Source organism: Streptomyces sulphureus DSM 40104 (assembly GCF_000381025.1).
Classification (GTDB): Bacteria; Actinomycetota; Actinomycetes; order Streptomycetales; family Streptomycetaceae; genus Streptomyces; species Streptomyces sulphureus.
Genome location: NZ_KB905818.1, coordinates 267,949 through 280,516, shown reverse-complemented (window position 1 = coordinate 280,516; position 12,568 = coordinate 267,949). Strand labels below are relative to the sequence as shown.

The 12,568-nt window shown below is 71.8% G+C and carries 9 protein-coding genes and 1 pseudogene; 3 read left to right on the top strand and 7 right to left on the bottom strand.

Annotated elements, in window-relative coordinates:
* Positions 1-256: 256 nt before the first annotated feature.
* Positions 257-925: pseudogene (locus tag F603_RS36570) on the bottom strand (NAD-dependent epimerase/dehydratase family protein); the annotation flags it as partial.
* A 650-nt stretch (positions 926-1,575) separates the two neighbouring features.
* Here F603_RS36570 and F603_RS0118410 point away from each other — a divergent pair.
* The 3 genes from F603_RS0118410 (at position 1,576) to F603_RS0118395 (ending at position 5,947) form a co-directional block, all read left to right on the top strand.
* Positions 1,576-1,881, top strand: a complete 306-nt coding sequence (locus F603_RS0118410; RefSeq protein WP_019547454.1) for a hypothetical protein — start codon at positions 1,576-1,578, stop codon at positions 1,879-1,881.
* Positions 1,882-2,603: 722 nt separating this feature from the next.
* Positions 2,604-3,821 (top strand): thiolase family protein, encoded by a 1,218-nt coding sequence (locus tag F603_RS0118400; protein WP_019547452.1) that lies wholly within the window; start codon positions 2,604-2,606, stop codon positions 3,819-3,821.
* Positions 3,818-5,947 carry a 3-hydroxyacyl-CoA dehydrogenase NAD-binding domain-containing protein gene (locus F603_RS0118395; RefSeq protein WP_019547451.1) on the top strand — a complete coding sequence of 710 codons (2,130 nt, stop codon included), beginning with the start codon at positions 3,818-3,820 and terminating at the stop codon, positions 5,945-5,947. Before F603_RS0118400 ends, F603_RS0118395 begins: the two co-directional genes overlap by 4 nt.
* Positions 5,948-6,480: 533 nt before the next feature.
* On the opposite strand, the gene dxs is transcribed toward F603_RS0118395, so the two are convergent.
* From dxs to F603_RS0118365, 6 genes are all read right to left on the bottom strand, one after another.
* A complete protein-coding gene (gene dxs, locus F603_RS0118390) occupies positions 6,481-8,442 on the bottom strand; it encodes a 1-deoxy-D-xylulose-5-phosphate synthase (protein ID WP_106431350.1) in 1,962 nt (653 codons plus the stop codon).
* A gap of 208 nt (positions 8,443-8,650) precedes the next feature.
* The gene (locus F603_RS0118385; RefSeq protein WP_019547449.1) at positions 8,651-8,986 is read right to left on the bottom strand and encodes a putative quinol monooxygenase; all 336 of its coding nucleotides are present in this window, start codon (positions 8,984-8,986) and stop codon (positions 8,651-8,653) included.
* 230 nt (positions 8,987-9,216) lie between these two features.
* On the bottom strand, positions 9,217-9,447 hold the full coding sequence (locus F603_RS0118380; protein WP_019547448.1) for a hypothetical protein: 231 nt from the start codon (positions 9,445-9,447) through the stop codon (positions 9,217-9,219).
* 43 nt (positions 9,448-9,490) lie between these two features.
* Positions 9,491-10,162 carry a haloacid dehalogenase type II gene (locus F603_RS0118375; RefSeq protein ID WP_019547447.1) on the bottom strand — a complete coding sequence of 224 codons (672 nt, stop codon included), beginning with the start codon at positions 10,160-10,162 and terminating at the stop codon, positions 9,491-9,493.
* 117 nt (positions 10,163-10,279) lie between these two features.
* The gene (locus tag F603_RS0118370; RefSeq protein WP_019547446.1) at positions 10,280-11,647 is read right to left on the bottom strand and encodes a sugar ABC transporter permease; all 1,368 of its coding nucleotides are present in this window, start codon (positions 11,645-11,647) and stop codon (positions 10,280-10,282) included.
* Entirely contained in the window at positions 11,644-12,432 is a 789-nt protein-coding gene (locus F603_RS0118365; protein WP_078495669.1) for an ATP-binding cassette domain-containing protein, read from the bottom strand. Before F603_RS0118365 ends, F603_RS0118370 begins: the two co-directional genes overlap by 4 nt.
* Positions 12,433-12,568 lie beyond the last annotated feature (136 nt).

Below are 12,568 nucleotides of genomic sequence, written 5' to 3'. Positions count from 1 at the left end.
AAGCCCTCGCGCCAACTCGCGTACGACGGCTTCCAGTCGAGCTGCTGCGCCGCCAACGCGCGTTGCTCGCGCCCTGGAGTTCGTTCATGAAGGCCACCCCGTAGGGCCCGACCACGGGGCGCACCAGCCAGGGGGGCACGCGCATCGGTGCCTTGGCACCGATGAGGCGCGCGAGTTCGGGCAGCCAGACCGACACCGGCGAGGGATCGTCGTCGACGATGTTGTAGGCGCTGCCCCGCACCGTGTTCGCGTCCGCCTCCAGAGCCTTGGCGACGGCCGCGGCTGCGTCCCTGGCGTGGACGAACGAGAAGACGGCCGCGCCTTCGCCGACCTGGGGCAGCACCCGCTTGCGGATCTGCTGGACGAAGTTGCCCCGATGGCCGAAGGCGGACCCGGGGCCGTAGAGGTGGCCGAAGCGCAGCACGCTGCCGCCCTCGCCCGTCGTCCGCTCCTCCAGTTCCCGCAACGCTTCGACGACGGGGCGGAACTGCACGGGCCCGTCGGTCCACCAGGGGGCGCTCTCGTCGGCGAGCGAACCGTCGGACGTCGGCCGGTACCCGAACGCGACGCTCTCACCGACGAGTTGGCTCGCACCGGCCTCCTTCGCCGCCTCGACGAGATTGCGGGTGCCCCGGGTGCGCAAAAGGTTGGTCGCCGCGAAGCTCCGGTCGAGCCGGCGGCTGTCGACCCGCTGCGGGATCGCGGTGAGCAGGTTGACCACCGCCTCCGGCTCCGCCTGGGCGACCGCGCGGGACAGCCCCTCGGCGTCGAGGGCGTCGGCGCGGACGTACCGCACGCCGATGCCCGAGGCACCCGCGCGTTCCGGGCTGCGGGAAAGGGCGATCACCTCGTGACCCTTCTCGGCCAGCAGCCCGACGAGTTGCCGGCCGATCACGCCGGTGGCACCGGCGATCAGAACGCGCATGTCTCTCCTTCACCTCGTGCATTCAGGCTCGGGAAGCGTTCACCACACGGGGGCGAAGCCACGTTCCGACGGCTCCGGTCACACCCACCGGAGCAACAGTCCGGCGCCTCCTGGGCTCTCTTACCAGTAGAACAGCCGCGGCCCACGGCTTTCTCGGACGTCTCACCGTTTCGAGCCGTTCTTCAGGGCATCGTCCAGCGAGTCTCCAGCGGACCGGTCACCCCGCGGCCGAGGACCGCAAGGAGCTGGAGGAGCTGCTCGACCTGGCGCTGCCCGGATGGCAACGCCACCTGCTCGGGGGACGGTTCATGCCCCGGATGCGGACGACGAGCGCGCTGCCGCACCCGTCCACGGGCGGTCTGCACGGCAGGCCGGGCCCCGCGACCGGCGTGCCAGGCGTCTTCCGCACAGGCGACTGGATCGGGACCGAAGGGATTCTGCTGGACGGCGTCGCCGCGAGCGTGCGGCAGGCACTCGCCGACTGCCGTTCCCCCTGCACGGCCGGGAGTGAGACTTCCGGCCAATGTGCGCGACCCGCACCACCGAGGACTGTCCGTTCAGGAACCTGGGAACGCCCAACCTCACTCAACGAAGGGGCAGTTGTAAGGTTCGCCGCACTCGCACAGCTTCACCGCCGACGCCGACGGGCGGTGCTCCTGCTTGCGCTGGTCGTCGCCGCGCTCGCCGGGTCCTTCTCGTGGGACGTGACCACCAGGATGTCCAACGAGACGACGATCTCCGAGGATGCCGCACGCCCCGGCGTCACCGCTCGCCACGCCATCAGCGAGGCCACGGGGGCCGACCCCTCGCAGGGCTACGTCATCGAGGTCCGCACCGAACGGGCGCTGACGGCCCAGGACCCCGCGCCCCCGCCGTCGAGAAGGCGCGCGCGGTGCTGCGCGAGCGCCCCGAGACCGTGGCCGTGTCCGACTACACCACGCGCGGCCCCGGTCTGATCTCCGACGACGGCCGCGGAACCGTCGTCGTCGCGGCGTTGAAGCCCCTGACGGTGTTGCTCGTCGCGTGGATGACGAAGAGCGAGCCGGAGCCCGCGGCGAGGGCGATGAGGCCGCGTCGCGGAAAGACCTTCTCGCCGCGCGGCCGGTCCGGGGAGGAACACCGGGCCCGTGAGATCCGCAGGCGGTCGTGCTCGCGTCGGCAGTCGGGAGGCCCTTCCCGCAGGCCGCGGCGTGAGAAGCAGGCCGCAACCACCGGACGGGGCGCCAGAACGGCACCCGCACCACGCCGACGAGCGCCGTACGCACGGGAGTTCGGCCTTCCCTCGGCGCCGCGACCGGCCCGGGGCGCGGCGGCTCGGCACCCTGCGTGCGGGCTGGTCCGCATCGGACCACCACGGGCGCGCCTCACCGCCGACTTCAACGCCCCCTGGGAGGCCGAGAGTGACACGAAAACGGACCCCGCCGGCCACGCCCAGGCACCGGTAAGCCCGCCTGCGTCGCCGAGCGGCCGACGGAGCGCGCACCGGGCGCCCGCACTCCACCGGCAGCCCTCCGGAAGGCGCTCCGGTGTGACGTGCGCCGCCTCGGGGAGGCGGCTCTTGCCTCGTGGTTACCCACAAGTAGCATGAACGGTGGGAAGCGCACCGTCCGGCGGCGGGCTGCTTTCTTCCGGGGAGAGACTCCCCCGGACCCCCGGCCGCACCTGGAGGAGAGCCAACGTGCCTCGTACCGCTAGGGACGTCGTCTTCGTCGACGGCGTCCGCACCCCGTTCGGCAAGGCGGGCCCCAAGGGCATCTACCACGAGACGCGCGCCGACGACCTCGTCGTCAAGTGCATCCGTGAGCTGCTGCGCCGCAACCCTTCGCTCCCGCCCGAGCGGGTCGACGAGGTCGCCCTCGCCGCGACCACCCAGATCGGCGACCAGGGCCTGACGCTCGGCCGTACCGCCGGCATCCTCGCCGGGCTGCCGAAGTCGGTGCCCGGTTACTCGATCGACCGGATGTGCGCCGGTGCGATGACCGCCGTCACCACCACCGCGGGCTCGATCGCCTTCGGCGCGTACGACCTCGTCGTCGCCGGCGGTGTGGAGCACATGGGCAGGCACCCGATGGGCGAGGCCGTCGACCCGAACCCGCGCTTCGTCTCGGAGAAGCTCGTCGACCAGTCGGCGCTCTTCATGGGGATGACGGCGGAGAATCTCCACGACAGGTTCCCCCACCTCAGCAAGGAGCGCGCGGACAAGTTCGCCGTCGCCAGCCAGGAGAAGGCGGCGAAGGCGTACGCCAACGGGAAGATCCAGGAGGACCTCGTCCCGGTCTCGATCCGGCGCACCAACCCCGAAGGCGGGGAGACCGGTTGGGGCCTCGCGACGGAGGACGAGCCGATGCGGCCCGGCACCACACTGGAGAGCCTCGCCGCCCTCAAGACACCGTTCCGTGCGCACGGCCGCGTCACGCCCGGCAACGCCGCCGGCCTCAACGACGGCGCCACCGCCTCGCTCCTCGCCGCCGAGGACGTGGCGGGGGAGCTCGGCCTCCCGGTAAAGATGCGGCTCGTCTCCTACGCTTTCGCCGGTGTGGAACCGGAGGTCATGGGCGTCGGACCGGTGCCGGCGACCGAGAAGGCGCTGCGCCAGGCCGGGCTCTCCATCGACGACATCGGCCTCTTCGAGGTCAACGAGGCGTTCGCGGTGCAGGTGCTCGCGCTCCTCGACCACTACGGCATCGCCGACGACGACCCGCGGGTCAACCAGTACGGCGGCGCCATCGCCTTCGGGCACCCGCTGGCCTCCTCCGGCGTCCGGCTGATGAACCAGCTTGCGCGCCAGTTCGAGGAGCAGCCCCACGTCCGCTACGGCCTGACGACGATGTGCGTCGGCTTCGGCATGGGCGGGACCGTCATCTGGGAGAACCCCCACTGGGAGGGCAACAAGTGAGCAAGACCGCAGAGCTGCTGAACGGGGCGGCCGAGCTGTTCCCGGACGAGGTCGTCACCGAGGCGCACGTACGCCACCTCGATCTGCCCGGCAACGCCGGGCGGTTCGCGCTGATCACGCTCGACAACGGGCACGACCACAAGAAGCCGTCGACCTTCGGGCCGCAGTCGCTCGCCCGGCTCGACGGCGCGATCGACCAGGTGGAGCGGGAGGCGGCGGCCGGCGAGATCGTCGGCGTCGGCATCACGGGCAAGCCGTTCGTCTTCGCCGTCGGCGCCGACCTCAAGGGCGTCGAGGCGCTCAAGGAGCACGACCAGGCGCTGGTGATCGGCAGGGGCGGGCACGACGTCTTCAGCCGGCTCGGCGCCCTCGGCGTGCCGACGTTCGCCTACTACAACGGTGCCGCCATGGGCGGCGGCGTCGAGGTCGGCCTGCACTGCACCTACCGCACGGCCTCGGCGGCACTGCCCGCCTTCTCGCTCCCCGAGGTCTTCCTCGGCCTGGTGCCCGGCTGGGGCGGCTGCACGCTGCTGCCGAACCTGATCGGCGCCGAGCGCGCGGTCTCCGTGATCATCGAGAACTCGCTCAACCAGAACCGCCAGCTCAAGGGCGCGCAGGTCTACGAACTCGGCATCGCGGACGCGCTCTTCGAGGGCGCCGACTTCCTGGAGGAGTCGCTGCGCTGGACCGCATCCGTCCTCAAGGGCGAGATCGAGGTCGTACGCGCCGAGGTCGACCGCGGCGAGGCGTGGGACGAGGCCGTCGCGCGCGGCAAGGAGATCGCGGACGGCAAGGTGCACGGCGCTGCACCCGCGCCCTACCGTGCGCTCGACATCATCGCCGCGGCCCGCACCGGCGACCTGCGCCAGGGCTTCGAGGCCGAGGACAACGCGCTCGCCGACCTGATCATGAGCGGTGAACTCCGCAGCGGGCTCTACGCGTTCGACCTCGTGAACAAGCGGGCCAAGCGGCCCGCCGGCGCGCCGGACAAGCAACTGGCGCGGCCCGTCGGCAAGGTCGGCGTCGTCGGTGCCGGGCTGATGGCCTCGCAGCTCGCGCTGCTCTTCGCGCGGCGCCTCGAGGTGCCGGTCGTCCTCACCGACATCGACCAGGAGCGCATCGACAAGGGCGTGGCCTACTGCCACGAGGAGATCGACAAGCTGCTGCTGAAGGGCCGCGTCAACCAGGACAAGGCCAACCGGCTCAAGGCGCTCGTCACGGGCTCCCTGGACAAGGCCGGCGCCTTCGGGGACGCGGACTTCGTGATCGAGGCCGTCTTCGAGGAGATGGGCGTCAAGCAGCAGGTCTTCGCCGAGGTCGAGGCCGTGGTGCCGGAGACGGCGATCCTCGCGACCAACACCTCCTCGCTCTCGGTCTCCGAGATGGCGTCGAAGCTGAGCCACCCGGAGCGGGTCGTCGGCTTCCACTTCTTCAACCCCGTGGCGATCCTGCCGCTGCTGGAGATCGTCCGCGGCGAGCGGACCGACGACGCGTCGCTGGCCACCGCCTTCGCCACCGCCAAGCAGCTCAAGAAGAGCGCGGTACTGGTCAAGGACGCGCCGGCGTTCGTCGTCAACCGTGTGCTCACCCGATTCCTCGGCGAGGTGCTCGGCTCGATCGACGAGGGCACCCCCGTCGACGTCGCCGACCGCGCGCTCGCCCCGCTCGGCCTGCCGATGTCGCCGATCCAGTTGCTGGAGCTCGTCGGCCCTGCCGTCGCGCACCACGTCTCCGGGACGCTGCACGCCGCGTTCCCCGACCGGTTCGAGGTCTCGGCGAACCTCGGGCGGATCGTCGAGGCGGGCAAGAAGAACCTCTACACCTACGAGACGGGCAAGCCCGAGCTCGACCCGGAGGTCGCGACGCTCTTCGAGGTCGGCGGCACCGTCCTCACCGAGGAGCAGGTGCGCACCCGCGCACTCGACGCGATCGCCCAGGAGATCCGCCTCATGCTCGACGAGGGCGTGGTCGCCGAGCCGCAGGACGTCGACCTGTGCCTCATCACCGGCGCCGGCTGGCCCTTCCACCTCGGCGGCGTCACGCCGTACCTCGACCGCGAGGGCGTCAGCGAGCGGGCAGCGGGCGGCCGCTTCCTCGCACAGGGCGTGGCGAGCGTACCGGCCTGACGCGATACGCACCGCGAACGGCGGTGGCTCCGGCGCGAGTTCGGCGCCTGGAGCCACCGCCGTTCCGCGTGGGTGCGGAGACGTGCGGACGTACGCCGCCGACGCCGCGGTGCGCGTGGGCAGCGCACCACCCGGTGTTCCTCACCGCCCCTCCCCCGGAGCTCAGTGTCCGCGCACCGAGCGACCCTGCTGCTCGACGAGGAGGAAGCGAGGAGGCCCTGCGGCGTTGCCAACACACTTCTGCTCATCGCCGGTTGCGGAGTGCTGATGGTCGGACGGCAGTGCGGGAAAGCCGGTGCAAGGACGTGCACAGGGCTGCGGCGCACAAGGCGCGGAAAGAAACGGGTGGCAGAGCCTGACCGGGTGCAGGCCGCTCGACGGTGACGCGGGTGTAGCGAGGACGGGTGCTGCACGCATCCGCCCAGAGCGTCGCCCTTCCGCACTCGCTCGTGCCCACTCGGCCGCGACCGACCCGGGCAACGCGGAGCGCCCCCGAACCGCAGTCCGGGGGCGCCGCGTCGGGTCGACCGCCGTCAGTCCCGGGCCGGTTCGGTCGCCTTTGCCGCGTCGTAGCGGCCGTCGAGCTTGGCGACGAGGCCCGTGATCTGGCGGGCGATGTCCGGGGCCGTCAGGCCGATCTCGGTCAGGATCTCGCCCCGGGAGCCGTGGTCGAGGAAGCGCTCGGGGATGCCGAAGTCCCGCAGCGGGACGTCGACCCCGGCGTCGCGGAGGGCCTGCGAGACGGCCGAACCCACGCCGCCCGCGCGGCTGTTGTCCTCGACCGTGGCGACGACCCGGTGCTGCTCGGCAAGGGGCGGCAGCTCCTCGTCGACCGGCTTCACCCAGCGCGGGTCGACGACGGTGGCGGAGATGCCCTGCTTGTTGAGGAGGTCGGCGGCCTCCAGGCAGACCGGCGCCAGGGCGCCGACCGACACCAGGAGGACGTCGGTGAGCCCGTCCGCGGCGTCCGGCTCGCGGAGGACGTCCATGCCGCCGATCCTGCGCACCGCGGGGACGGCGGGGCCGACCTTGCCCTTGCTGTAGCGGACGACGGTGGGCGCGTCGTCGACGCAGACCGCCTCACGGAGCTGCGCGCGCACCTGCTCGGCGTCGCGCGGGGCCGCGATCCGCAGTCCGGGGACGCACTGGAGGACGGACATGTCCCACATGCCGTTGTGCGAGGGCCCGTCGGTGCCGGTGACGCCCGCGCGGTCGAGGACGAAGGTGACGCCGCACTTGTGGAGCGCGACGTCCATCAGAAGCTGGTCGAACGCGCGGTTGAGGAAGGTCGCGTAGACCGCGAAGACGGGGTGCAGCCCGCCCGTCGCGAGGCCGGCGGCCGAGACCGCGCCGTGCTGCTCCGCGATGCCGACGTCGTAGACGCGGTCGGGGAAGCTCTGCGCGAAGGCGTGCAGGCCGACGGGGCGCATCATCGCCGCCGTGATCGCGACGATGTCCCTGCGCTCCCGGCCGAGCCTGACCATCTCGTCGCTGAAGACCGAGGTCCAGTCGGCGCCCGAGCTGGAGACGGGGAGCCCCGTGTCCGGGTGGATGACGGGGACGCTGTGGAACTGGTCGGCCTCGTCGAGCCGGGCCGGCTGGTATCCCTTGCCCTTCTCCGTGAGGCAGTGCACCAGCACCGGGCCGCCGAACCGCTTGGCGCGCTGGAGCGCGGACTCGACGGCGGCGACGTCGTGCCCGTCGATCGGCCCCACGTACTTCAGGCCGAGGTCCTCGAACATGCCCTGGGGCGCGATGAAGTCCTTGAGGCCCTTCTTCGCGCCGTGCAGCGTCTCGTAGAGAGGACGGCCGACGACCGGCGTCCGGTTGAGCACCTCCTTGCCGCGGGCGAGGAAGCGCTCGTAGCCGTCGGTGGTGCGCAGGGTTGCGAGGTGGTCGGCGAGGCCGCCGATGGTGGGCTCGTAGGAGCGCTCGTTGTCGTTGACGACGATGACGAGCGGGCGGTCCTTCGCGGCGGCGATGTTGTTGAGGGCCTCCCAGGCCATGCCGCCGGTGAGGGCGCCGTCCCCGATCACCGCGACGACGTGGTCGTCCCTCTCCTTGACCTGGTTCGCCTTGGCGAGACCGTCGGCCCAGCCGAGGACGGTGGAGGCGTGGGAGTTCTCGATGACGTCGTGCTCGGACTCGGCACGGGACGGGTAGCCCGCGAGCCCGCCGCGGGCGCGGAGCTTGGAGAAGTCGGTGCGCCCGGTGAGGAGCTTGTGGACGTACGACTGGTGTCCGGTGTCGAAGAGGATGCGGTCCCTCGGGGACTCGAAGACCCGGTGCAGGGCGAGGGTCAGTTCGACCACGCCGAGGTTGGGCCCGAGGTGGCCACCGGTCTTGGCTACGGCGTCGATGAGGAATGTGCGGATCTCCTCCGCCAGTCCCTCCAGCTCCTCCGGGCTCAGCCCGTCCAGATCGCGCGGACCCTTGATGCGGGCGAGCGTCTCTGGGCGGTCTTCCGCTCCGGAGCGGCGCGCGTCGCGCGGCACCTTCTCCACTGTGCCTCCTTGCTGTCGGACTGGTCGAGCCGATGAGCCCCGCGGCTGCCGGCGCGGACGAAGCCGTGCGGGCTGATCCGGCTGTGCCGATTCCGTGAGTCTAGTGTTCCGCTCCCCGCGGGGCTCGCCCGCGGGTGCGAAATGCGTCACGCGAACGGCCCGGCTGCACGGTCCCGTTCGGAACGCGCCGGACGGGGAATCAGCCCTCGCCGCCCGGTACGGCCATCTCGCCGAGCTCGGACCAACCCTCCTGCTCCAGCGAGACGTTGACGACCTTCGGCGTACGCACCAGGTACGGCGGCAGCTTCTCCTGCGCCGCGCGGAAGTGGGCCGAGTTGACGTGCGCACCGCCGGCCTCGTCGTCCCTGAACGCCTCCAGGAGTACGTACTCCGAGGGGTTCTCCAGACTCCTCGACCAGTCGAACCAGAGACACCCGGGCTCGGCGCGGGTGGCCTCCGTGAACTCCGCGGCGATCCGCGGCCACTCCTCGGCGTGCTCGGCCCTGACTTCGAACTTGGCGGTGATGAAGATCATCGGCGCTCCTGGTCGTACGTGGACTCCCGTCTCTCCCGCGATGGTGCGTGCGGGGCACCGTGCCGCAGACGACGGGGAACGGGCAAGCCTTCCGCTCCGCTCGGCGGCAACCCTAGCCACAGGCGGCGTGCTCCGCCCGGCCGGGGATCACAGCGGAGCGGACGGCCCGGTACGTGCGCAGGCGCCGGCCATCCGTCCCTCCGGGCGATCGGCCCGGCTCCGGAGAGCAGCTATCCCTGCTTCTCTTCCTCGGTACCGCCGCCCTCCTCGGGCTCCTCGTCGGCATGCAGCCCGGCGAGCGGATCGCCGGCGCCCGTGCCGCCCTTCGAGTAGCCCTCGGCTGCGCTGTGGGTACCGCGGACGACGCGCTCGTGCGCCTGGGACTCGGAGTGCGCGCGGTCCCGCGTGCGCTCCTCGTCCCCGCGGCCGGCCCGCTCGTTCTCGTCCTTGTGCTCCGCCATCGCACCTCTCCTTACTCCCCCGCGGGCCCGAACGGCCCGCGGTTCACGCGACGAGGAGGTCCACCAGCCCGTCCGCGACGCGGACGAGGTCGCCGCCCGTCACGTCGGGCGGCGCGAAAACCTCGCCGAACTCTCCCTCCAGACGGGAGCACCAACCCGTCGGGCAGCCCGCGCGTGTGGCCCCGTGGCAGTCCCAGGCGTGGACGGCGACGACGGCCATCCGCTCCGGGGTTGTCTCCATCGCCTCGGCGGCCGCGTGGTAGACGGCGGGCGCCGGCTTCCAGCTTCCGACCTGCCGGGCCGTGACGATCCGGTCGACGAACGGGGCGAGCCCCGCGCGATCGAGCGCCTCGCGGGTGCTCGCCGCCTCGCCCACCGTGAGCCCGGCCACGGCGAAGCCCGCGTCGGTGAGCCGGCGCAGCGCCGGCTCGGCGTCCGGGTGGGCGGGGAGCGTACGGAAGGCGTCGAGCAGCCCGTCGGCCTGCTCGTCCGGGACGGCGCGCCCGCTCTCGGTGCGCAGCGCCTGGCGCGCCACGCGCCGGAACTCGGGGCTCCCGCCGGCGAGCACGAGCGCCATGCTGTCCCGCTGCACGCGCAGGAACCAGGGGTGGACGAGTTCCGCCGGCAGCCCGGCCGAGGAGAAACGGTCGCGCAACGGCGCGAGGTCGAGGACGGTCTCCAGCAGGTCGAACGCGACGACGGGTCGTGGCTCCACTCGGCCTCCCGCGCGGTAGGGCTGCTCGTTCCTCCACCACGCTGCACGGACCGGGCCCGGTGCGCACCCCGAAGCCGCGTCCGGGGCGCCCGCACGCGGCGCGCGCCCCGGAGTGCGTCAGGCGCGTCCTGCCGTCTTCTGCGTGCGCCGGGAGACGGAGTCGATCACGACGGCGGCGAGGAGCACCGCGCCCGTGATCATGTACTGCACCGCGGAGCTGATCGCGAGGAGCGCCATCCCGGAGGCGATCGACTGGATGACGAGCGCACCGAGCAGCGCCGACCACGTCTTGCCGCGCCCGCCGAAGAGGCTCGTCCCGCCGATGACGGCGGCGGCGATGCAGTTCATCAGGAGGCTGCCGGCGCCCGACGCCTGGTTCGCCGCGTTGATCAGCGAGGCGAGGAACATGCCGCCGACGGCCGCCATCGTGCCGGCGATCGCGAAGACCGAGATCCGGATCAGCGGAACGTTGATGCCGGCGCGGCCCGCCGCCTCACTGCTGCCGCCGACCGCGAACACCTTCCGGCCGTAGACGGTGCGCCGCAGGACGAAGTCGCCGACGACGACGACCGCCACGAAGATCAGCACCGCCAGCGGCAGCCCCTTGTACTGGTTGAAGACCGCGGCGGCCGCGAAGACGGGGATCGCCAGCAGCACGGTACGCAGCACGACCTCGCTGAGCGGACGACTCGGCACCCCGGCCGCCTTGCGGCGCCGCGAGTCGAGGAGCGAGGCGCCGAGGAAGACGACGACGCTGAGGAGCGCGAGCCCGTACGCGGCGGCGACGTCGCTGAAGTAGTAGTTGGTGAGCTTCGCGACGAGTCCGTCGGCGTCGAGGTTGATCGTGCCGTTGTCACCGAGGATGTAGAGCATCAGGCCGTTCCAGCCCAGCAGCCCCGCGAGGGTGACGACGAAGGCGGGCACTCCGACCCTGGCGAAGAAGAAGCCGTGGAGCGCACCGGCCGCCGCGCCGGTGACGATCGCCAGCACCAGCGCCAGCGGTTCGCTCATGCCGTTGTTGATGTTGAGCACAGCGAAGACCGCGGCCGACATCCCGCTCACCGAGCCGACGGAGAGGTCGATCTCGCCGAGGATCAGCACGAAGACGATGCCGACGGCGATCAGCCCGGTGCCGGCGCTCTGGACGAAGAGGTCGCTGAGGTTGTTGGCGCTCAGGAAGGCCGAGTCCATCGACTGGAAGACGATCGCGATCACGATCAGGCCGATGATGACCGGCATCGAACCGAGGTCGCCGCTGCGGACCTTGCGCCCGAACTCCTCCAGGTACCCCTTGAAGCCGCGCTGCCGGACGAGCAGCCTGGGGTCGATGACGTCGAGCGCGTTCTGCTCCTCGGCGCCGCCCTCTCCGACGGAAGACTCCTCTTCCGCCGGCGGCTTGGCGACGGCGACCGATTCGCCGCCGTCGGCCTGCTGCGGGACCGTGTCCTTGCCGGCCTCCGACTCAGAGGCGTTGCCGCTGCTCACTGCCCCACCTCCGTGGTGCGCGCCTCACGGCGGGTCACGGCGTTCTGCGTGGCACCGGTGATGGCGGAGACGATCTCTTCCTGCGAGGTGTCGGCCACCTCGAACGTGCCGTTGTTCCTTCCGAGCCGCAGCACCGCGACGCGGTCGCTCACGGCGCGCACCTCCTCCATGTTGTGGCTGATGAGGATGGTGCCGAGGCCGCGGTCCCGGAGGCGCTCGACGAGGTCGAGCACCTGCGCGGTCTGTTCGACGCCGAGGGCCGCGGTCGGCTCGTCGAGGATCACCACCTTCGGCTCGCCGAGCAGCGAGCGGGCGATGGCGACGGTCTGCCGCTGACCGCCGGAGAGCGAGGCGACCGGTATCCGGACGCTGGGGATGCGGATGGACAGGGTGGAGAGGAGTTCGCGTGCCTTGCGCTCCATCTCCACCTCGTCGAGGAGGCCCCCGTTGCGGAGTTCGGCGCCGAGGAAGAGGTTGCCGACGACGTCGAGGTTGTCGCAGAGAGCGAGGTCCTGGTAGACGGTGGCGATCCCCAACTGCTGCGCGTCGTGCGGCCGGCCGATCTGCACCGGCCTGCCCTCCCACTCGACGGTCCCCTCGTCGGCCGGGCCGACGCCGGCGATCGCCTTGACGAGGGTGGACTTGCCGGCGCCGTTGTCGCCCACGAGAGCGACCACCTCGCCGGGATGGATCTCCAACTCCACGTCGGTGAGCGCCTGTACGGCACCGAACCGCTTGGAGACTCCGCGCAACGCCAGCACGGGCGTAGCGGACACGTGCATCAACTCCTTCGCCGCCTGGCCGGCGGGGCGTGCTGTCCCGCACCCCGCACCCGCGGCGGGTTGGAGGCGGGTGCGAGGTGCGGGACGGTACCGGGCGGCTCCCGTGGGAGCCGGTGTGCGGCTCGGGGCCGCAACGGAC